General features: G+C 71.8%; 22 protein-coding genes. 18 read left to right on the plus strand and 4 right to left on the minus strand.

The annotated features are described in order from the left end of the window. The first annotated feature begins 384 nt into the window (after positions 1–384). Genes mshB through ACCP09_RS18040 form a run of 3 tightly spaced genes read left to right on the plus strand, consistent with a single transcriptional unit; the run spans position 385 to position 2,290 of the window. Entirely contained in the window at positions 385–1,215 is an 831-nt protein-coding gene (mshB, locus tag ACCP09_RS18030) for an N-acetyl-1-D-myo-inositol-2-amino-2-deoxy-alpha-D-glucopyranoside deacetylase (protein ID WP_027934141.1), read from the plus strand. Continuing rightward, positions 1,216–1,587 carry a hypothetical protein gene (locus ACCP09_RS18035; RefSeq protein ID WP_020422288.1) on the plus strand — a complete coding sequence of 124 codons (372 nt, stop codon included), beginning with the start codon at positions 1,216–1,218 and terminating at the stop codon, positions 1,585–1,587. After that, entirely contained in the window at positions 1,580–2,290 is a 711-nt protein-coding gene (locus ACCP09_RS18040; RefSeq protein WP_027934142.1) for a hypothetical protein, read from the plus strand. Before ACCP09_RS18035 ends, ACCP09_RS18040 begins: the two co-directional genes overlap by 8 nt. A gap of 3 nt (positions 2,291–2,293) precedes the next feature. On the opposite strand, the gene ACCP09_RS18045 is transcribed toward ACCP09_RS18040, so the two are convergent. Beyond that, positions 2,294–3,073, minus strand: a complete 780-nt coding sequence (locus tag ACCP09_RS18045; protein WP_027934143.1) for a site-2 protease family protein — start codon at positions 3,071–3,073, stop codon at positions 2,294–2,296. Positions 3,074–3,286: 213 nt separating this feature from the next. Between ACCP09_RS18045 and ACCP09_RS18050 the strand changes: the two genes are divergently transcribed. Together ACCP09_RS18050 and ACCP09_RS18055 are read left to right on the plus strand one after the other, a co-directional pair. Beyond that, a complete protein-coding gene (locus ACCP09_RS18050) occupies positions 3,287–3,610 on the plus strand; it encodes a WhiB family transcriptional regulator (RefSeq protein ID WP_026153473.1) in 324 nt (107 codons plus the stop codon). Positions 3,611–3,744: 134 nt separating this feature from the next. Then, positions 3,745–5,682 carry a hypothetical protein gene (locus ACCP09_RS18055; protein WP_433748078.1) on the plus strand — a complete coding sequence of 646 codons (1,938 nt, stop codon included), beginning with the start codon at positions 3,745–3,747 and terminating at the stop codon, positions 5,680–5,682. 85 nt (positions 5,683–5,767) lie between these two features. On the opposite strand, the gene ACCP09_RS18060 is transcribed toward ACCP09_RS18055, so the two are convergent. Next, complete coding sequence (locus ACCP09_RS18060; protein ID WP_017984738.1) at positions 5,768–6,229, minus strand: metallopeptidase family protein; 462 nt, start codon at positions 6,227–6,229, stop codon at positions 5,768–5,770. 96 nt (positions 6,230–6,325) lie between these two features. Between ACCP09_RS18060 and ACCP09_RS18065 the strand changes: the two genes are divergently transcribed. The 6 genes from ACCP09_RS18065 (at position 6,326) to ACCP09_RS18090 (ending at position 11,367) form a co-directional block, all read left to right on the plus strand. Further along, the gene (locus tag ACCP09_RS18065; RefSeq protein ID WP_084022740.1) at positions 6,326–6,682 is read left to right on the plus strand and encodes a DUF3499 domain-containing protein; all 357 of its coding nucleotides are present in this window, start codon (positions 6,326–6,328) and stop codon (positions 6,680–6,682) included. 79 nt (positions 6,683–6,761) lie between these two features. After that, the gene (locus ACCP09_RS18070) at positions 6,762–8,117 is read left to right on the plus strand and encodes a phosphomannomutase/phosphoglucomutase (RefSeq protein WP_433748083.1); all 1,356 of its coding nucleotides are present in this window, start codon (positions 6,762–6,764) and stop codon (positions 8,115–8,117) included. A gap of 9 nt (positions 8,118–8,126) precedes the next feature. Continuing rightward, on the plus strand, positions 8,127–8,339 hold the full coding sequence (locus tag ACCP09_RS18075) for a Trm112 family protein (protein ID WP_020422281.1): 213 nt from the start codon (positions 8,127–8,129) through the stop codon (positions 8,337–8,339). After that, positions 8,323–9,417 (plus strand): hypothetical protein, encoded by a 1,095-nt coding sequence (locus tag ACCP09_RS18080; protein ID WP_017984734.1) that lies wholly within the window; start codon positions 8,323–8,325, stop codon positions 9,415–9,417. Before ACCP09_RS18075 ends, ACCP09_RS18080 begins: the two co-directional genes overlap by 17 nt. Positions 9,418–9,486: 69 nt before the next feature. Next, complete coding sequence (gene manA, locus ACCP09_RS18085; RefSeq protein ID WP_017984733.1) at positions 9,487–10,710, plus strand: mannose-6-phosphate isomerase, class I; 1,224 nt, start codon at positions 9,487–9,489, stop codon at positions 10,708–10,710. A 36-nt stretch (positions 10,711–10,746) separates the two neighbouring features. After that, entirely contained in the window at positions 10,747–11,367 is a 621-nt protein-coding gene (locus tag ACCP09_RS18090; RefSeq protein ID WP_433748088.1) for a maleylpyruvate isomerase family mycothiol-dependent enzyme, read from the plus strand. Here ACCP09_RS18090 and ACCP09_RS18095 read toward each other — a convergent pair. Then, entirely contained in the window at positions 11,364–11,816 is a 453-nt protein-coding gene (locus tag ACCP09_RS18095) for an Lrp/AsnC family transcriptional regulator (protein ID WP_017984732.1), read from the minus strand. The two genes, ACCP09_RS18090 and ACCP09_RS18095, sit on opposite strands and share 4 nt — an antisense overlap. An 80-nt stretch (positions 11,817–11,896) precedes the next feature. On the opposite strand from ACCP09_RS18095, the gene ACCP09_RS18100 reads away from it, so the two are divergent. The 3 genes from ACCP09_RS18100 (at position 11,897) to ACCP09_RS18110 (ending at position 14,942) form a co-directional block, all read left to right on the plus strand. Then, complete coding sequence (locus ACCP09_RS18100) at positions 11,897–12,355, plus strand: DUF2000 domain-containing protein (protein ID WP_027934149.1); 459 nt, start codon at positions 11,897–11,899, stop codon at positions 12,353–12,355. 56 nt (positions 12,356–12,411) lie between these two features. After that, positions 12,412–13,326, plus strand: coding sequence for a cation diffusion facilitator family transporter (locus ACCP09_RS18105; protein ID WP_123684937.1), 915 nt, complete (start codon positions 12,412–12,414; stop codon positions 13,324–13,326). 80 nt (positions 13,327–13,406) lie between these two features. Continuing rightward, positions 13,407–14,942 carry an amino acid permease gene (locus ACCP09_RS18110; protein ID WP_027934151.1) on the plus strand — a complete coding sequence of 512 codons (1,536 nt, stop codon included), beginning with the start codon at positions 13,407–13,409 and terminating at the stop codon, positions 14,940–14,942. 49 nt (positions 14,943–14,991) lie between these two features. Here ACCP09_RS18110 and ACCP09_RS18115 read toward each other — a convergent pair whose 3' ends face one another. Further along, a complete protein-coding gene (locus ACCP09_RS18115; RefSeq protein ID WP_433748094.1) occupies positions 14,992–17,292 on the minus strand; it encodes a hypothetical protein in 2,301 nt (766 codons plus the stop codon). An 86-nt stretch (positions 17,293–17,378) separates the two neighbouring features. Between ACCP09_RS18115 and ahcY the strand changes: the two genes are divergently transcribed. From ahcY to ACCP09_RS18135, 4 genes are all read left to right on the plus strand, one after another. After that, a complete protein-coding gene (gene ahcY / locus ACCP09_RS18120; protein WP_017984727.1) occupies positions 17,379–18,851 on the plus strand; it encodes an adenosylhomocysteinase in 1,473 nt (490 codons plus the stop codon). A gap of 67 nt (positions 18,852–18,918) precedes the next feature. Further along, positions 18,919–19,197: a FitA-like ribbon-helix-helix domain-containing protein gene (locus ACCP09_RS18125; RefSeq protein WP_433748097.1), complete on the plus strand. Its 279-nt coding sequence runs from the start codon at positions 18,919–18,921 to the stop codon at positions 19,195–19,197. Continuing rightward, entirely contained in the window at positions 19,194–19,640 is a 447-nt protein-coding gene (locus ACCP09_RS18130) for a type II toxin-antitoxin system VapC family toxin (protein ID WP_433748100.1), read from the plus strand. The genes ACCP09_RS18125 and ACCP09_RS18130 overlap by 4 nt, the downstream gene beginning before the upstream one ends. Positions 19,641–19,664: 24 nt before the next feature. Continuing rightward, complete coding sequence (locus ACCP09_RS18135; RefSeq protein WP_037322927.1) at positions 19,665–20,312, plus strand: dTMP kinase; 648 nt, start codon at positions 19,665–19,667, stop codon at positions 20,310–20,312. Positions 20,313–20,353 lie beyond the last annotated feature (41 nt).

A 20,353-nucleotide genomic window follows, 5' to 3' on the forward strand; every position in this document is an offset into this window, starting at 1 on the left:
TCATTCTCCTTGCTCGACGCCGTCGTGGGTAGCGAGGCGGCCTCGTCCTGTGGCGGCGAACTGTCGAGGTGATCGAGTTTGCCCACCGTAATCGTGCAACCTAGGCAGCGGAACAGCCGAGACGGCCACTCAGCGTGAGATTGTGATGGAACAGTGACGCGCGGTCCCTAACTCGAACGGGTGACGAGAGTCGCCGTTCGTGGCCGCAGGTCCTGCCCACCGGATCTCGGTGCACGGGCACCCCTTCTTGGATTTCCCCTGCTACGGCGCGGTGCGTAGCTCGGGGGAGAATAACCGACGCGTCCCACTTTGTGGACCCCACGAAAGGACTAGTCATACGCCTGTGACAGGAACGCCACACAATCTTCTAATTAACCTGAAGTCGTGACCGCTACCTCCGCACGCAGGCTCTTGCTCGTCCACGCCCACCCGGACGACGAGAGCATCACCACCGGCGGGACCATCGCCCGCTACGCCGCCGAAGGGGTCGAGACGACCCTCGTGACCTGCACACTCGGTGAGGAGGGGGAGATCATCCCGAAGCGGCTCGACCAGCTCGGGGCGTGGGCGGGGGACCAGCTCGGGGGCTACCGAGCGGGGGAACTGGCCTCCGCCGTCCGGGCGCTCGGGTTGACCCGGCAGTGTTATCTGGGGGGTATCGGGCGCTGGCGCGATTCGGGCATGGCCGGCACGCCGTCGGCCGACCACCCGCGGGCGTTTTCCGGAGGAGATCCACGTGAGCAGGCCGCCCAGCTGCGGGCCGTTCTCGACGAGACGCGGCCCCATGTGGTGGTGACCTACAACGACTTCGGAGGGTATGGGCACCCGGACCACATCCGGGCACACGCAGTAACCATGCTCGCCGTCGAGGACGCCCCCTACGTGCGGCGGGTCTTCCACATCGCCGCCTCGCGCGACGCGCTCGCCCGCGGGGTCGCGCGCCTGCGTGCGGAGCCCGGGCTGCCGTGGCGGCTGCCCGCCGACGGCGAGCTCCCGGTCACCCCGGACGAGGAGATCACCACCGCCATCGACGTGCGCGACCATCTCGACGCCAAGATCGCGGCGCTGGCCGCCCACGAGACGCAGATCAGCGTGCGGCCGCCGGCGTTCGCGTTGTCCAACGGCATCGCGCAGCCCATCGACGAGGTCGAGCACTATGTACTCGTGCGCGGCCCGGCGGAGGGCGCGGAGCGCGACCTGTTCGGAGGGCTGTAGGTGTCCAGGCTGCTGCTGGTGCTGCTGGTGCTCGACGCGGCACTGCTGGCCGTGCTCGAACTGTTCTTCCTGCCGCTGTACGTGGGCGGGACCATCCCGTTCCCGGTGACCGTGCTCGTCGCGGCGCTCACCACCCCGCTGCTCGTGCGGCTGGCCGGGCGGCTGGTGGCGCCGCGCGCGGCGTTTGCGCCGCTCGTCGCGTGGGTACTGGTGATAGTGATCGTCGGGCTGTTCGGGCCCGGCGGGGATCTCGTGTTGCTGCAGGACTGGCGAGCGTTGCTGCTCATCGCCGGCGGGGCACTGCCGGCGGCCATGAGCCTCGGCGGCGCGCTCGCCGTACCGCCGAAGAAGGGTGCTGCCAGCCGTGGGTGAAGCGATTTCCGATCGTCAGGTCGTCGGCGTGCTGCGCCCGGTCGTGCGCGCCTCCGGCCCGGTGCTGCTCGCGCTGCGCACGCCGGGCCGCCTGGAGGGCCTGGCTTCGGTGCGGGTGCCGGGATCGGCCGCGTGGGAGGCGACCGACCGCGACGGCCACATCGACTGGTGGGTCAACCGCCTCGGCAGGCTGACGTCGCTGGTCACCTCGATCCCCGGGCTGGGCGGCGCGCTCGCCGACCGGCTGCCGGTGCAGGACGCGCTCGGCACGGCCACGCAGGCCCTGCTGCTGACCGCCATCGCGGAGGAGTACGGCATCCGCGACGTCGGCGAGAAGGTCCGGCTGGCCGCCTGGGTGCTCTTCCAGCGCGACATCGACCCGGCGCTCGCCGCGGGCAAGAACGAGGACTTCGACGCCGCCGACGAGGACGCCGAGACCGCCAAGCTGGCGGGCGAGTTCTCCCAGGTGGAGCAGCGACCGCGCCGGATCACGCTGAAGTCGGCAGGCAAGACGCTGTGGCGCATGGGCCGCTCGCTCCTGGCCATCACCGACGAGCTGGAGAAGCGGCCACACGGCCGGTTCTACCACCGGGCCGTCGGGATGCTGCCGGTGGTCGGCATGGTCGGCGACTACCTCGGCGAGCGCAGCGGGCTGAAGCGGGTCGTGCGCCGCGCGGACGAGTGGCTCGCCCGCGCGGCCTGAACCTCAGTGGCGCCAGAACAGGAAGGTGTACTGGCCGACCGCCGCCGCGATGTCGTCGCCGCCGACCGCTCCGTAGATGAACGTGACCAGGTCCCAGAACGCGTCGCCCACCGCGGGAACCGCGAACAGCAGTGCGAACAGGACCAGCGGCGCCCACGGCCGCGCCTTCGCGCCGAACTCGCGCGCGTCCGGTGACAGGTACGGCTCGATCGCGCCGTAGCCGTCGAGCCCGGGCACCGGCAGGATGTTCAGCACGAACGTCGCGATCTGCAGCAGCGCCAGGAACGACAGGCCGACCAGCAGGCCGGCCGGCATCGGCACCAGCATCACGACCACGGTCAGCACGATGCCGATCAGCAGGTTGGACAGCGGCCCGGCGAGCGACACCCAGGACGCGACCCCGCGGGTGCGCAGCGCCCAGCGGTTGATCCACACCGCGCCACCAGGCAGCGGGATGCCGCCGATGAGCAGGAAGACGAGCGGCAGCACGATCGACAGCACCGGATCGGTGTAGTGCCGGACGTCCATCGACAGGTAGCCCTTCGAGGCCACCTCGTAGTCGCCGCCCTTGAAGGCGACGAAGGCGTGCCCGAACTCGTGCAGCGTGAGTGAGAGCACCCAGCCGGCGATCACGAGGATGAAGACGCCGGCTACCACCATCGGGTCTTGGTCGGAAGTGAGCAGTGTGCTCGCGTCACCGAACGCGGCCAGTAGGCCACCCACTACGGTGAGTGCGAGAATGCCGAAGAAGACAGGACTTGGTCGGACCGCGGATCGTTGCACGGGGTCCAGTCTGTCGCATCCTGGCGAGTTGATGTTCGGCGTGTCCGCTTGCGCGACGGGGCAGAAGCATCCCCCAACCTCGCTACTCCGCTTGACCTAGCCTCATTACACGGGTGTAATCACAGTGCTGTTATTCGTTGCTGCAAGGGGGCGACGGTGACGGCGATGCAAGACCGCCAGCCTGGGGAGTGCGTGGAAGCAGAGGAGGCGGACGTGCGGTTGGAATCCGACGGAAGGGATTGGGGGAACGTCGTGGAGTGGCGAGAAGGCCCGGAGGTGGAGCTGGGCGAGCTCGTCGACCTCTTCGACAACGACGAGCCCCCCGAGTGGCAGGACCGCGCACTGTGCGCGCAGACCGATCCAGAGGCGTTCTTCCCGGAGAAGGGCGGCTCGACCCGTGAGGCGAAGCGGATTTGCCAGGGCTGCGAAGTGAAGGGCGAATGCCTGGAGTACGCGCTGGCCCACGACGAGCGCTTCGGCATCTGGGGTGGTCTGTCCGAACGGGAGCGTCGGAAGCTCAAAAAGCGGGCTGTGTAAGGGAATTTAACGCCTGCTTCACAACGAGGTGACAGGTCTCCGCGTGCTCGTGCGGGTGCGTGGAGTCACGGTCGGCTCAGCTAGGCTGGCGCGGCAAAGATCCTCACCGATCGCCGCCGCCCACTGGAGAAGCCTTGCCCGACAACGTGAACGTCCCGGACAGGACCTCGAAGGTGGCCAGGATCGCCCCGGTGGCGGGCGTTTTCGTGGTGCTCGCCGCGCTGGGGCTGTCGGTGAACGCGGGACGATTGGGGTTCGACCTCGCAGGCGGACGGCTCCTCGAAGCCGGTTCGCTGAGCGAGGTCTGGTCGGCTTACCTCGCGGGCTGGCACGCCGTGGACGGCGGCACCGCGAGCGCCGCGCCGGCCGCGCTGGCCGTGCTCGGCACCTTCGGTGCGGTGTTCACGCCGCACGGGTTCGTGTCGTTGTTGATGATCGCCGACGCTCCGCTCGCCGGGGTGTCGGCGTTCTTCGCTACGCGGCGGTTGCCGGTCCAGCCGTGGGTGCGGGCGGTGATCGCCGCCGCCTACGGGCTGCTGCCCGCCGCGACCGCGGCGGTGTCGCAGGGCCGGCTCGACGTCGTGGCCGCCCACATCCTGCTGCCGCCGGTGATCGCCGGCATCGCGGGCGTGCTCGCCGATCCGGGGCAGCGGTGGCTGCACTCGTCGTCGCTGTGCGCGCTCGGCCTGGCGTTGCTCGGCGCGTTCTCCCCGCTGGCGCACCTGCTCGCGCTGGCCGGGCTGGTCGTCGGGTTCGTCGTGCTGCCCTCGCCGGCGCCGCTGCTCAAGCGCGCCGCGTCGGTGGTCATCGTCGTGCTGGTGCCGTTGGCGTTGCTGATGCCGTGGCCGACCGTGCTGGTCAACCACCCGGCGCTGGTGCTGCACGGGCTGAGCGGGCCGGGCGATCCGGTGACCGCGGTCGACCTGGCCGGGCTGGACCCGGGCGGCGCCGGGGCGTGGCCTGCCGGGCTCGCGTTGCTGTTGGCGGCCGTGATCGCGTTCGCGGTGCGCCCGAGCCGGGCTGCCGGGGCCGGGCTCGCCGTGGTGGTGCTCGGCGTCGCCGGGCTGCTGGTCGTGCGGCTGGTGGAAGTGGCGCCGTTGCAGGGCGGGCCGGTGTCGCCGGGCTTCGCCGGGGTGCCGCTGCTGGTCATCGGCGCCGGGCTGTTGTGGATCGTGCTGTCCGCGTGCCTCGGCCCGGTCGGAAAGCCCTTTCTCGCCGGTGGCGCGGTGCTGCTGGTGGCGCTGGCCGTCGGGGTCGTCGTGGCGGGCAGCGGCGGGCCGCTGCACTCCGGCGGCGGGCCGGCGCTGGCGCAGGACCAGGCCGACGAGCTGGCCCGCACCGGGCGGTCGGTGCTGGTGCTGGACGCCGGGGACGCGCCCGCGCTGCAGACGGGCGGCCGGATGCCGCGGTTCGGGGACGAGCAGCTGGCGGTGAGCGCGGCGACGCCCGCCCGGCTGGCCGGGTGGCAGGACGCGCTGACCGACCCCGAGCCGGGCCGGACCAGGGCCGCGCTGTCCGGCGCCGCGGCGTCCGGGGCGTTGTTCGTGGTGCTTCCGGCGGGCGCCGATCCGCGGCCCATCGTCACGATGGCAGGCGACCTGGCGTCGTCGGTCGCGCCGACCTCCGACGGGCGGCCGGTGCTGCGGCTGCTGGAGGCGGGCGGGCAGGTCGTGCTGGTCCCGCCCGGGGTGGCGCGCCAGGCGGTGACCGCGCAGGCGCCGACGAGCACCCTCGGGGTGACGCCGGTGGACGCGCAGCTGCCGGACGTGCGGGTGCGGGTGTCGGAGGGCGTGCCGGGGCGGCTGCTGGTGCTGGCCGCCGAGCAGGAGGACGGTTGGCGGGCGCAGGTGGACGGCAAGCCGGTGCCGATCGTGCCGGCGTGGGGGCACCAGGTGGCGGTCGCGGTGCCGACCACCCAGGCCGAGGTGACACTCGAGCACCCGTCGACCCTGCGGGACGTGCTGTTGCTGGTCCAGATCGCGGCCGCGCTGTTCACCCTGCTGACCGCGGTGCCGACCCGGCTGCGCGAACCACGCCCGCTGGAGCCGACGGCGGAGCCGGCGCACTCCTGAGCGATCCAGCGGGCCGGCGCAGCTGCTGCGCCCACTCGAGAACCAACGGTCCGGAAACCACTCGTTCCGGGCACCGCCCCGGGAACTACTCGCCGCCCTCGATGATGTCCGGTTCGACGCCCAGGTAGCCCGCCACCTGCTCGACCAGCACGTCGTGCACGAGTTCGGCCAGTTCGCCGGGGTCCTTGGCCCGCGCCTCCAGCGGCCGCCGGTACAGCACGATCCGGGCGCGCGTCGGCAGGCCGGTGCGGTCCACACCCGCCGGGACCAGGCGGGACAGCGGCACCGCCCCGTCGTGGAGCACCCCGTCGTCCACCGGGCCGCCGGCGCCGCGGATCTCGGGCACGTCGTCGACCGCCACGTCGAGCTTGGTCAGCTGGTCCCGCCATCTGGCCTCGATCGGCTCGAGCGCGTCGAGCACGAGCTGGTCGAACTTCTCCGCGCGGCTGGCCGCGGCAGGCAGGGTCGCCGGGTACAGCGGCCCGCGCAGCCCGCGGCCATGCCGGTCCCGGCGGACACGCCGCCGATGCCGGGAACTTCGAGCCATAGACACATCCGGAAGGTTACGCGTTGGCCTCGGTCGGTGGCCTGCACCGGTGCGCCTGCGCGCACTTGTCAGGGGGAAGCGCTATCGTCCCTGATCGTGTCGAGCGTACGAAAGTGTTCGCGAACGGGGTGCCTGAACCCGGCCGTCGCCACGCTTACCTACGCCTACAGCGATTCGACCGCGGTGGTCGGTCCCCTCGCGACGGCGTCCGAGCCGCATTCCTACGACCTGTGCGAGGCGCACGCGCTCCGCCTGACCGCGCCCCGGGGGTGGGAGGTCGTCCGGCACGAGGGCGAGTTCGCCGCCCCGGACCGGTCCGACGACGAGCTCACGGCGCTCGCCGAGGCCGTCCGGGAGGCGGGCCGGTCCGACAGGCCCGCCCCGCCGCCGGAACCGGAGGGCCCCTCCGGCCGTCGCGGCCACCTGCGGGTGCTGCCCGACCCGATCTCGTAGGTCACGCCACATCTGCCCGGCGTTCCCCCGGTAGGCTCTCGGGTATCCGCAGCCCATGGACAACTCTCGGGGAGAGCGCGTGTCAGACCTGTCGGCCATCGTCAAGGCCTACGACATCCGGGGCGTCGTCGGCGAGCAGCTGGACGCCAGCCTCGTACGGGACTTCGGCGCCGCCTTCGCGCTGCTGATCAAGCCGGAATCGCCGTCGGTCGTGATCGGCCACGACATGCGCGAGTCGTCGCCCGGCCTGGCCGCCGCGTTCGCCGAGGGTGTCACCTCGCAGGGCCTGGACGTCGTGTCGATCGGCCTGTGCAGCACCGACCAGCTCTACTTCGCCTCCGGGTCGCTCAACATGCCGGGCGCGATGTTCACCGCGAGCCACAACCCGGCCAAGTACAACGGCATCAAGCTCTGCCGCGCGGGCGCCGCCCCGGTGGGGCAGGAGTCCGGGCTCGCCGAGATCCGCGACACCGTCGAGCAGGGCGTGCCGGAGTTCGCCGGCCAGCCCGGCAGCGTCACCGAGCGCGACGTCCTCCCCGACTACGCCGCGTACCTGCGCAAGCTGGTCGACCTGTCCGGCAGCCGCCCGCTGAAGATCGCCGTCGACGCGGGCAACGGCATGGGCGGCCACACCGTCCCGACCGTCTTCGAGGGCCTGCCCATCGAGATCGTGCCGATGTACTTCGAGCTCGACGGCAGCTTCCCCAACCACGAGGCCAACCCGCTCGACCCGAAGAACCTGGTCGACCTGCAGGCCAAGGTCCGCGAGGTCGGCGCCGACGCGGGCCTGGCCTTCGACGGCGACGCCGACCGCTGCTTCGTGGTCGACGAGAACGGTGACCCGGTGTCGCCGAGCGCGATCACCGCGCTGGTCGCCGTGCGCGAGCTGGCCAAGGACCCGGGCGGCACGATCATCCACAACCTGATCACGTCGCAGGCCGTGCCGGAGATCGTCGCCGAGCACGGCGGCAAGCCGGTGCGCACCCGGGTCGGGCACTCGTTCATCAAGCAGGAGATGGCCGCCACCGGCGCGATCTTCGGCGGCGAGCACTCCGCGCACTACTACTTCCGCGACTTCTGGCGCGCCGACACCGGCATGCTGGCCGCGCTGCACGTGCTGGCCGCGCTCGGCGAGCAGGACCGGCCGCTGTCCGAGCTGACCGCCGCGTACTCGCGCTACGCGGCGTCCGGCGAGATCAACTCGACGGTCGACGACCAGGTCGCGAAGCAGCTCGCGGTCAAGGACGCGTTCGCGAGCCGTCCCGGTGTCGAGATCGACGAGATGGACGGCCTGACGGTGAAGCTGCCGGGCAAGGCGTGGTTCAATCTGCGCCCGTCCAACACCGAGCCGCTGCTGCGGCTCAACGTCGAGGCCGCCGACGAGGACGCGGTCCGCGCGCTGACCGACGAAGTCCTCGCGATCGTTCGCAGCTAGGGAGGTTCCATGGCAGTCGCGCTCGATGCCCAGTTGCTGGAGATCCTGGCGTGCCCGTCCGACGACCACGCGCCGCTCCGCCCCGGAACGGCGAGCGATCCGGAGGCCGACGCGTTGACGTGCACGTCCTGTGGTCGCGAGTACCCGGTCCGGGACGGCATCCCGGTGCTGTTGCTCGACGAGGCCACGATCCCGGGTGAGTCCCGTGCCGACGGTGCTTGACGACACCCTCCTGGACGACCCCGCACGCCTGGCGGAGGCCGACACCGCAGGACTGCTGAGGGCGGCGGCGATGGCCGGTGCCCAGGTGCGCTCCACCGCCGAGGTCGCCGCGGACGCCGAGCTGGCCGACCGGCTCGACCTCGGCCGTCCGCGGGCGCTCGTGCTCATCGTCCGACCCGGGGTGAGCCGGAGCGTCGCGCGTCTGCTGTACGCGCTGCTGGCGCCGGCCTGCCCGGCGCCGGTCGTGGTCAGCGAGGCGGTGCCGCCGTGGATCGGGGCGCTCGACGTCGTCTTCGCGCACACCGACGACCCGTTCGACCGCGAGCTGGCCGCAGGCGTGGAGCGGGCCGCGCGGTACGGGGCGACGGTGGTGCTGTCCGCGCCGAACGAGGGCCCGGTCGCGGCGTCGCTGGCGGGCAAGGGTGTCCAGCTCGTCCCGCGGGTCCCGGTGCCGCCCGAGCTGACCTTCGCCCGCGGCCTCGCCGCCGGGCTGCTCACCGCCAACGCGCTCGGCCTGCTGGTCGCCGACGTGCAGTTGCTGGCCGACCAGCTCGACTCCGAGGCCGAGCGCGGCCACCTCGGCCGCGACTCCTTCGCCAACCCCGCCAAGGCGCTCGCCTTGCGCCTCGCCGACCGGATCCCGCTGCTGTGGGGGCTGGACCCGATCGCGGTCGCGGTCGCCCAGCACGCCGGCTACGCGCTGGGCTCGTTCGCCGGGGTCGTCGCCGACATCGCCGACTACCGGCAGGCGATGACCCGTCGCGCTCTGCGTCAGGCCGCGGCGAGCAGCTCCGGCGAGCGGGACATCTTCGCCGACCCCGATTTCGACACCGACCTGCCGAACTACCGGGTGCTGCTGCTCGCGGTGCACAGCGGCCCGGCGGCCGACGCGGCGCGCCACGACGCTTCGCATACGCTTCCCGGGGCCGGAGTGGTCGCCCCAGCGGACGAGATCGTCGGTGACGAGCCCGTGCGCGCCGGGGTCCTCGCGCTACGGTTCGAGCTGGCCGCGGTCTACCTCGGGCTGGCGACCGCCACCACGGGTGGTGGCGGGCACTACGAGCCCGCGTCCGCCTGACGCCGGTTTCGGGCCCGATCCCGCGGGAATCGGGCGAGGGGTTGGAAGAGCCAAGGAGTTGAGAAGACAGTGGAGCTGCTGCGCAATGCGGTGCGGCCCTACGCCTGGGGGTCCCGGACGACCATCCCCGAGCTGCTGGGACGCGAGGTGCCCGCGCCGCACCCGGAGGCGGAGCTGTGGATGGGCGCCCACCCCGGCGACCCGTCGCGCATCGTCGGCCCGGACGGCGACGAGCGCAGCCTGCTGGAACTCGTCGAGGCCGACCCGCTCGGCCAGCTGGGCCGGGAGTGCGCCGAGCACTGGGGCAACCGGCTGCCGTTCCTGCTGAAGATCCTCGCCGTCGAGGAGCCGCTGTCGATGCAGGCGCACCCGTCGGCCGAGCAGTCGGCCGAGGGCTACGCCCGCGAGGAGGCCGCCGGCATCCCGCGGGACGCGCCGAACCGGAACTACCCGGACCCGACCGCGAAGCCGGAACTGGTGTGCGCGCTGACCGAGTTCCACGCGCTGGCGGGCTTCCGCAAGCCGGAGCGCACGGTGGAGCTGCTGCGCGCCATCGAGACCCCCGGTCTGGCGAAGTACACCGAGCTGCTGGCCGCCCAGCCGGATTCCGACGGCCTGCGCGCGTTGTTCACCACGTGGATCACGCTGCCGCAGCCGGTGCTGGACGAGCTGCTGCCCGAGGTGCTCGACGCGTGCGTGCTGCACGTGAAGGACCACGGCGAGTTCGACGTCGAGTGCCGCACGATCCTCGAGCTGGGCGAGGCGCACCCGCGGGACGCCGGTGTGCTGGCCGCGCTGCTGCTGAACCGGCTGACGCTGAGCGCGGGCGAGGCGATCTACCTGCCTGCCGGGAACCTGCACCTGTACCTGCACGGCACGGCCGTGGAGATCCTGGCGAATTCGGACAACATCCTGCGCTGCGGGCTCACGCCGAAGCACGTGGACGTGCCCGAGCTGCTCCGCGTCGTCGACTTCACCTGCGCGGACATGCCGATCCTGCGCGGTGAGCCGTCCGCGTGCGGCGAGGTGTACACGACCGACGCGCCGGAGTTCGAGCTGTCGCGGTGCGAGTGGGACGCCGGCGAGACCGGTTCGCTGCGCGTCGACAACGGCAAGCCGCAGATCCTGCTGTGCACGCAGGGTTCGGTGCGGATCAAGGCGGAGAGCGGCCAGGAGATCGAGCTGCGCCGCGGGCAGTCGGTGTGGGTGCCGGCTTCGGACCCGGCGGTCGCCGTGCACCCCGCGGAGAGCGGCCGGACGCAGTTGTTCCGCGCCACCTCGGGCTGCCTGTAGCGATGATTCCGGCGCGCCGGAGCGGTCGTATGCGGCATGACCGGAAACCTGTGGCCACTGGTGCACGCCGAGCGGGCGGCACTCGCGGATGACCTCGCCGACCTGACCGACAAGCAGTGGGCGACGCCGTCGCTGTGCGCCGGCCTGTCGGTGCGCGAGGTGCTCGCCCACCTCACCGCGTCGGCGAGCCTGACGCCCATGCGGTGGCTGGCGGGGGTGATCCGCTGCCGTTTCGACTTCGACAAACAGGTGGCGGTGCGGCTGGCCGAGCACCTCGGCGACGCGCCGGCCGACACGCTCGCGCGCTTCCGCCGGGTCGTCGGCAGCACGACCAAGCCGCCGCTGCCGGTGATCGCCCTGCTCGGTGAAGCGGTGGTGCACGGCGAGGACATCCGGCGGCCGCTCGGACTGCGGCGGGACCACCCGGAACCGGTGCTGACCCGGCTGGCCGAGTACTACGCGGGCTCCGACCTCGTCGTCGTCGCGAAGAGCCGCGTGAGCGGGTTGCGGCTGGCGGCCACCGACGGACCGTTCGCGACCGGCTCCGGTCCGCTGGTCACCGGACCCACCCTGTCGCTGATCATGGCGATGACCGGTCGCACGGCGTACTGCGACGAGCTCGACGGCGACGGGGTGGCTCTGCTCCGCGACCGCTAGGCCGGGTCGATCACGCGGCTGCGGATGTGCTCGTAGACGACACTGGTCCGCACGTCGGCCACTTCCTTGCGCTGCGTGAGGCGGTCGATGACGAACGCGTACAGGGCGTCGTTGTCCGGCACCGCCACGTGCACGAGGAAGTCCTCGCCGCCGGAGACCACGAACACGCCCAGCGTCTCGGGCAGCAGGGTCACCCATTCCCGGAAGGCATCGATGACCGGCCGGGACGGCGGGCGCACCCGGACGGCGATGAGCGCCTGCACCGGGCGGCCGATCTCGGCCAGGTCGAGGTCGACGTTGTAGCCGCGGATCACGCCGCGTTCCCGCAGGGCCCGGACGCGCTCCAGCGAGGTGGACGGCGAAACCCCGGTCGCGGCGGCCAGCTCGCGGTTGGTGCGCCGTCCGTCGCGCTGCAGTTCCCGCAGCAACGCCTGATCAAGTTCGTCCAATCGCGCCAAAACGGGCCTCCCGTCGAATTAAGTTCGGACTTGCTGGCTGACTCGCACATCTTTGCCTAGCTTGTGCGCTCGTGACCACAGATCCTCAGGTTGAAGTCCAGCTCGACGCCACCACTCGCACCGCGAAGGTCAAGTGGGTGATCGTCGCCGACCCGTCGCTCGGGCCGGGTCTCGTCGCGAACGCGACCGCGTGCCTCGGCGCCGCGGTCGGCAAAGTCCTGCCCGCCCTGGTCGGCCCGCAGGTCGAGGACGCCTCCGCCCGCCCGCACGCGGGGCTGCCGTGGACCGGCTGCTCGATCCTGGCCGCCGACGCCGCGAAGCTGTTGCAGATCCGCACGAAGGCCGCCAACCGCGAGGGGATCTTCGTCGCCGACATGTCCAAGCACGCGCAGGCCAGCCGGTCCTACGTGGAGTACACCGAGGCCATGGCGGGTACCGACGAGGAGGCCTTCGAGTACTACGCCGTGAGCCTGGTGGGGCCGCGGAACAAGATCGACAAACTGGTCGGCGGGCTCCCTCTGCTGCGGTGAACCCGTTGGCCTTAGGCTCATCGCGACAAAACGGGTAAGACTCACAGGGGGTCAGCGTGTCGGCAAGTGGCGGAACGAAGGCGATCCTCGCGGCACTCGGCGCCAACGCCGGGATCGCGGTGGCGAAGTTCGTCGGGTTCCTGATCACGGGGTCGTCGTCGATGCTCGCCGAGTCCGTGCACTCGGTCGCCGACACGTCGAACCAAGGCCTGCTTCTGCTCGGCCAGCGCCAGGCGCGGCGGCGGGCCACCCGGGAGCACCCGTTCGGCTTCGGCCGGGAGCGGTACTTCTGGTCGTTCGTGGTCGCGCTGATGCTGTTCACGCTCGGCTCGGTGTTCGCGCTCTACGAGGGCATCCACAAGATCGAGCACCCGGAGCCGCTGACCAGCCCGCTGGTCGCGGTCGGCATCCTGGTCGTCGCGATCGGCCTGGAGACCTACTCGTTCGTCACGGCCATCGGGGAGTCGCGCAAGATCAAGGGCGACGCGACGTGGTGGCAGTTCATCCGCCAGTCGCGCACGCCGGAGCTGCCGGTCGTGCTGCTGGAGGACACCGGCGCGCTGCTCGGCCTGGTCTTCGCGCTGATCGGCGTCGGGCTGTCCGAGGTGACCGGCGAGCCGGTGTGGGACGGCATCGGCACCGTGATGATCGGTGTCCTGCTCGGCATCATCGCGATCATCCTGATCGTCGAGATGAAGAGCCTGCTGATCGGCGAGGGCGCCACCGACCGCGAGCTGGACAGCATCTGCGAGGCCCTGACCGGCGGCCGCGTCGACCGCGTCATCCACATCCGCACCCAGTACCTCGGCCCGGACGAGCTGCTGGTCGCCGCGAAGCTCGCGCTCGCCCCGCGCCTGGAGCTCTCCGAAGTGGCGGGCGAGATCGACGCGGCCGAGGCCAGGGTGCGCGAGCGGGTGCCGTCCGCGCGGCTGATCTACCTGGAGCCGGACCTGGACCGTCAGCTCGTCTGACCTCCGATTCGCTCGCCTCACCCGTTCGCGTTAGGGTGACCAACCGGACCTGAGACCCAGGACACCGGGAGGAGACACCCTTGCCAGGTAACGGGCTGTGGCGCACGAAGTCGATCGAGCAGTCCATTAAGGACACCGACGAGCCGGACACCAGGTTGCGGCGCAACCTGTCGGCGTGGGACCTGACGGTGTTCGGGGTCGCGGTCGTGATCGGCGCCGGTATCTTCACGCTGACCGCACGCACGGCCGGCGACTACGCCGGACCGTCGGTGTCGCTGGCCTTCGTGTTCGCCGCGATCGCGTGCGGTCTCGCCGCGCTGTGCTACGCCGAGTTCGCCTCGACGGTGCCGGTCGCCGGGAGCGCGTACACGTTCTCGTACGCGACGTTCGGCGAGTTCATGGCCTGGATCATCGGCTGGGACCTGGTGCTGGAGCTCGCCGTCGGCGCGGCCGCGGTGTCCAAGGGCTGGTCGGTGTACCTGGAGACGGTGCTGGGCTACATCTTCGGCGACGGCGCTAAGACGACGTTCGACATCGGCGGCGTCACCGTCGACTGGGGCGCGTTGATCCTGGTGCTCGCGCTGGCACTGGTGCTGACGATCGGCACCAAGCTGTCGTCCCGGGTGTCCATGGTGATCACCGCGATCAAGGTCGGCATCGTGCTGTTCGTGATCGTGCTCGGCCTGTTCTACGTCAAGGGCGCCAACTACTCGCCCTACATCCCGCCGGGTGCGCCTGCGGCCAGCGGTGAGTCGGGCGTCGACCAGTCGCTGTTCTCGGTCATCGCGGGCGGGGCGAGCAGCTCGTTCGGCCTGTTCGGTCTGCTGGCAGGCGCCTCGCTGGTGTTCTTCGCGTTCATCGGGTTCGACATCGTGGCCACCACGGCGGAGGAGACGAAGAACCCGCAGCGCTCGGTGCCGCGCGGCATCTTCGGTTCGCTGGCGATCGTCACCGTGCTGTACGTGGCCGTGTCGCTCGTGGTCGTCGGCATGGTGCCCTACACCGACCTGGCCACCGACGCGGGCGACGGCAGCCACAAGACGCTGGCGACCGCGTTCGCCGCGAACGGCGTCAACTGGGCGGCGAACGTCATCTCGATCGGCGCGCTGGCCGGCCTGACCACCGTGGTGATGGTGCTGATGCTCGGCCAGGTCCGGGTGCTGTACGCGATGTCGCGCGACGGTCTGCTGCCGCGCTCGCTGGCCCGTACGAGCGAGCGGGGCACCCCGGCGCGCGCGACCATGCTGGTCGGCCTGCTGGTCGCGGTGGCGGCCACGTTCTTCCCGGCGGACAAGCTGGAGGAGATGGTCAACGTCGGCACGCTGTTCGCGTTCGTGCTCGTGTCGGCGGGCGTGCTGGTGCTGCGCCGGACGCGGCCGGACCTGCCGCGCGCGTTCCGGGTGCCGTGGGTGCCGGTGGTGCCGATCCTCGCGATCCTGGCGTGCCTGTGGCTGATGCTGAACCTGACGGTGCTGACCTGGCTGCGGTTCCTGGCCTGGATGGTGCTCGGCGTGGTCATCTACTTCGCCTACAGCCGCCGCCACTCCCTGCTCGGCAAGCGCGGCGCGACCGAGTCGCCGATGCCGGTGGAAGGCGCCGACCCGACGAAGCCTTAGGCCGCGACGAAAAGGCCCCCTCCGCGCGGAGGGGGCCTTTTCGTCGCGGTCAGCGAGCCAGGTTCAGGTGGAACCGGGGTAGGTCGGGGAACAGGGGAACCTGCTCGGCCTCCCCGCGCGCCGGTTTGCCCGGTGTCTCCAGGCCGGCCGCGATCGCCACCGCCTGGTCCCATTCCGGGTCCACCAGGTAGTCCGCGTGCCCGAGCACCCCGGCCGCCCAGCGGCGCGCGCCGGAGGGCGGATGGACCGGATCGGGCAGCCAGTGGTCCCCGCCAAGGACGAGCGCGCCGGTCGCGCCCGCCGCGGCCGGCGGCAGCGCGCCCCAGCCGCCGTCCGGCAGGTAGCCCTCGCCGGTCAGCTTGTCGCCGTCGACCTGGTGCCGCCAGGTGGTCACGCCGCCGCCGAAGATGTCCGTGCCGCGCGCCAGCCCGCGCCACCGCCCGTCCAGCGATCCGTACAGCGTGGCGAGCGCGGCGTGCGGCAGCACCGCCGGGAACGCCCGCTGGTACCCCCACTGCAGCGGTGACCCGGCGCTGAGCAGGCCCACCCGTTCCCGGTCCGCCGGGGACACCGTGTGCACGAGCCGCGCGGCCGCGATCACCGCCAGCACGCTGCCCAGCTTCTCCCCGCCCAGCACGACGCGTGTGTTCGGCTCGGCCAGGTGTTCCTTCGCGCGGGCCGCGAGGTCCGGCACCACCTTCAGCGCGTAGCACGGCGGGATCGCCGGGTGCGCCGCCCGCGGCCAGAAGCACACGAGGTCGGCCAGCGCGCCCAGGTGCCGGTTGCGTCCTGGCTTCGTGGCCGCGGTGTAGACCACCCGCAGCAACCCGACGGCCAGCACGCCCAGCCCGAACACCCCGGCCGCGGACAGCGGGTCGAGCCAGCCGGGGAACGTGCCGAAGCCGTACCAGGCGACCAGCAGTGCGGCCGCGCCGAGCGACAGTCCCGCGATCACGCCGAGCGCGAGGTGGTGCAGGTGCCGCCGTTCCCAGGCCGACCGGGCCCATGCGGCAGCGGCGGCCTGCTGGTCCGCCGGAGATTGCAGCATCCGCACGACTCCGGGAATCCCGCGCGACCGCCGCCGCAGCGGCACGGCCACCGCGAACCCGAGCACGCCCAGCACGATCGCCAGCACCAGGCCGCCGCCCCACAGCGCGGTCACCAGCCGGTAGCTGTCCGGCAGCCGCAGGTCGCTCGCGCCGGCCAGCCGCCGCAGCCCGGTCGCCAGGCCCGCGCCGAACCCGCCGCCGAGCAGCGCCGCGAGCGCCAGCGCCGGCGCGGCCGCCCAGCCACCCGCCCACGGCCGCAGCCGCTTCGGCAGGTCGCGCCAGGTCCTGCGGGCCAGCAGCGCCGCCGGGACCAGCAGCAACGCGAACACCAGCCACGCGCCGAGCAGCGCCGCGCCGACGCCTTCCACGGTCGCGTCCGACCCGGTGGGCACGGCGCCGCGCACCCCGACCGCGACCAGCAGCGCGACCGCCACCCACAGCAGCCCGCCGCGCGCCCACCGCGGCAGGTCCCGTACCCCGGACGCCGACGTGACCAGCGCGACCCCGGCGAGCACCAGGGACGCGGCCCACAGCAGCCGCCCGAAGACGTCGCCGGGCACCTGCAGCGGCCCGCCGACGGCGAGCAGCGCGACGGTGCTCAGCGCCGCCAGGGTGTGCACGCAGCGCAGCACGGGCGAGTCGGTGTCGCCGCGCAGCGCGTCACCGGGCAGCGTGTCCCCGGGCGGGGGCGGGGTGTGCGCCCGGACGGTCCAGTTCGTGCCGGACACCCGGAACAACACGAGGACCACGAGCGCGGCAGGCAGCAGCCCCGCGGTCAGGCGGACCTGCTCGACGTCGCGCAGCCATTCCGGCAGCCACGTCAGGCAGCGGCGGCCGGGCGCCAGGCACTGCGCGGCGAACAGGTCCAGCGTGATGACCGCGACCTGCGCGACGAGCAGCATCGTGAGCAGCAGCGCGGCGATCCGCAGCACACCCCGGCACAGCCCGCCCAGCGCGGCCGCCGCGCGGCTGCCGTCCGGCACCGGCGGCAGCATCCAGTGCGCCACGTTGGCCAGCGAGAACGGGAACAGCAGCGCCCACGCCGCCTTCGTGGCGCCCCCGGAGGTCATGCCGCTCCACAGGTAACCCTCGAGGGTGCGGGGGACCGAGCGGCCGAGCGCCTGCAGCACCGGACCGGGCGCCGGGCGCCGCAGCCGGTCCGACGGGCGGATCACCCGGCCCACACCGTCCCCGGCGACTTCCACCGTGCCGGCCGCGTCCAGCAGCTCTTCGCCGCTGGTGCCGGACAGGCCCGGCACGCGTAGTTCGACCACTCGGGTGTCGGGACCAGGAAGCGGCACGTCGGCTGTCTCCTTTTCCGGGTGTTCCGCGATGAACGGACAACGGTACTGTTCAGGTGGAGTCGATCGTTGGAGGAAATGCCGCTATGACCCCCGAAAGCGTTGCGAAGTGGCACGACACCCGCAACGGGGTGGAATTCGCCGTCGCGGATCTGGAGTTGGCCGAGTTCGGCCGCAAGGAGATCCGGCTGGCCGAGCACGAGATGCCGGGGCTGATGGCGCTGCGCCGTGAGTACGCGGAGGTGAACCCCCTGCGCGGTGCGCGGGTGTCGGGTTCGCTGCACATGACGGTGCAGACGGCGGTGCTGATCGAGACGCTGGTTTCGCTCGGCGCCGAAGTGCGCTGGGCGTCCTGCAACATCTTCTCCACGCAGGACCACGCGGCGGCCGCGGTCGTGGTGGGCCCGCACGGGACTCCGGAGGCGCCGCAGGGGGTGCCGGTGTTCGCCTGGAAGGGCGAGTCGCTGGAGGAGTACTGGTGGTGCACCGAGCGGATGCTGACCTGGGACGGCGAGGGTCCGAACATGATCCTCGACGACGGTGGCGACGCGACGCTGCTGGTGCACAAGGGCACCCAGTACGAGGCGGCCGGCGTCGTGCCGCAGCCCGACGACAACGACTCCGACGAGTGGAAGGTCGTGCTCGAGCTGCTGCGGGCGTCGCTCGCCGCGGACGGGCAGAAGTGGACCCGGATCGGCCAGGGCGTGCGCGGGGTGACCGAGGAGACCACCACCGGTGTGCTGCGGCTGTACCAGCTGGCGGCGGCGGGTGAGCTGCTGTTCCCGGCGATCAACGTCAACGACTCGGTGACCAAGTCGAAGTTCGACAACCGCTACGGCATCCGGCACTCGCTGATCGACGGCATCAACCGCGGCACCGACGTGCTGATCGGCGGCAAGGTCGCGGTGGTCTGCGGTTACGGCGACGTCGGCAAGGGCGCGGCGGAGTCGCTGTCCGGCCAGGGCGCACGGGTGATCGTGACCGAGATCGACCCGATCTGCGCGCTGCAGGCGGCGATGGACGGCTACCAGGTCAAGACGCTGGAGTCGGCGCTGCCCGAGGCCGACATCGTGATCACCACGACCGGCAACAAGGACGTGGTGATGGCCGAGCACATGGCCCGGATGAAGCACCAGACGATCGTGGGCAACATCGGCCACTTCGACAACGAGATCGACATGGCCGGGCTCGCCCGCTACCCCGGCATCCGCCGCATCAACATCAAGCCGCAGGTCGACGAGTGGGTCTTCCCGGACGGCCACAGCGTGCTGGTGCTGTCCGAGGGCCGGCTGCTGAACCTGGGCAACGCGACCGGGCACCCCAGCTTCGTGATGTCGAACTCCTTCTCCAACCAGGTCATCGCGCAGATCGAGCTGTTCACCAAGCACGAGGAGTACGACAAGGAGGTGTACCGCCTGCCGAAGAAGCTGGACGAGAAGGTGGCGCGCATCCACCTCCAGGCCCTCGGCGGCGAGCTGACCAAGCTGACGAAGGAGCAGGCCGAGTACATCGACGTCGACGTCGAGGGCCCGTTCAAGTCGGAGCACTACCGCTACTGACCGCACCCTGCCGCACTGGGGTGCTATCACAGGAGGCAGCCTGTGATAGCATCTCAGTATGCGGCAGATGATCACGCGTCTTGACGACGACTTGCACGCCAGGGTGAAGGCGAAAGCCGAGGCCGAGGGGCGCAGCGTCAACGAGTTCGTGACCGAAATCCTGAAGGCCGCGGTCGACCGGCCGGAGTCCCGCCGGGAACGCAAGCAGCGCCTGCTCGCCAACGGCAAGCTCGTCGCGTTCGCGCCCGACGGCCCGGTGCCCACCCGCGCGCAACTGGACGAGGCTCTCAGGGGTAGCGGGACCTCCGTCAGCGAGGCTCTCGACTGGACGCGGGGCGAGTGGTGACGGTCCTCTACGCCGACACGAGCGCGGTGGTCCGGGCGTTCCTCCCCGACGAGCCGGAGCACGAGCAGATGATCGACTTGCTCCTCGACAACGAAGACCTGGTGCTCACGAGCGAGCTGACCAGGGTCGAGTTCGCCAGTGCGATGGCGACCGCGTGGAACAACGGCCGGATCCGCGACGCCAAGCTCGCGCTCGCGCGCTTCGACGCCGAAGCCGGTGGTGACGGCGCGTTGAGCCTCGTGCCGCTCGTGCCCCAGGTGATCATGCCGGCTGCGTACCGGCTGGTGTCCGACCACCACTCGCTCCGCACGCTCGACGCGATCCATCTGGCCGTCGCGCTGCACGACACGGCTGGCCTGGCCGATGGGGAACCGGTCGTGATGGTCACCCGCGACCAGCGGCAGGCCGACGCCGCCAAGGCGCACGGCCTCGAAGTGCGCTGACCACCGCCGGATAGCCTGAGCCCCGTGGGAAAGCTGGTGGTCATCGAGGGGCTCGACGGTGCGGGCAAGCGCACCCTGACCGACGGTCTCACCAAGGCGCTGCACGACCAGGGCCGCACGGTCACCACACTCGCCTTCCCCCGCTACGGCCGCAGCGTGCACGCCGACCTCATCCACGAGGGCCTGCACCGCCGCCACGGCGACCTCACCGACTCCGTCTACGGCATGGGCCTGCTCTACGCCCTCGACCGCCGCGAAGCCGCGCCCGAGATCCGCGCCGGTCTCGACACCCACGACGTCGTCCTGCTCGACCGGTACGTCGCCTCCAACGCCGCCTACGGCGCGGCCCGCCTGCGGCAGCACGCCGACGGCGAGTTCGTCCGCTGGGTCCGCGAGATCGAGATCGACCGCTTCGGCCTGCCGCTGCCGGACGCGCAGATCCTGCTGCGCGTCCCGCCCGCCGTCGCCGCGCAGCGGGCCGAGCAACGCGCCTCGACCGACGCCGCCCGGGCCAAGGACGCGTTCGAGTCCGACGACGACCTCCAGTCCCGCTGCGCGGCCGTCTACGACGAGCTCGCCGCCGCGTCCTGGTTGTCCGGATGGCACGTCGTGGACGGCGCGGCGGGGGTCGACCACGCCGCCCTCGTCACCCGGCTGGTCCATCCGGGCTAACCGGTGTGCTCAGTTCGTGACGTCTTCGCAGGGTCGGACGT

Origin of the sequence: Amycolatopsis sp. 3B14 (assembly GCF_050958625.1) — a bacterium.
GTDB classification, from domain to species: domain Bacteria; phylum Actinomycetota; class Actinomycetes; order Mycobacteriales; family Pseudonocardiaceae; genus Amycolatopsis_E; species Amycolatopsis_E thermoflava.

Coding starts and splice junctions, on each gene's coding strand:
- ACCP09_RS18060 (WP_017984738.1), bottom strand. CDS start 6,229: ATGGCTCGAAGTTCCCGGCATCGGCGGCGTGTCCGCCGGGACCGGCAT.
- ACCP09_RS18090 (WP_433748088.1), top strand. CDS start 10,747: ATGACCGGAAACCTGTGGCCACTGGTGCACGCCGAGCGGGCGGCACTC.
- ahcY (WP_017984727.1), top strand. CDS start 17,379: ATGACCCCCGAAAGCGTTGCGAAGTGGCACGACACCCGCAACGGGGTG.
- ACCP09_RS18125 (WP_433748097.1), top strand. CDS start 18,919: ATGATCACGCGTCTTGACGACGACTTGCACGCCAGGGTGAAGGCGAAA.
- ACCP09_RS18075 (WP_020422281.1), top strand. CDS start 8,127: ATGGCAGTCGCGCTCGATGCCCAGTTGCTGGAGATCCTGGCGTGCCCG.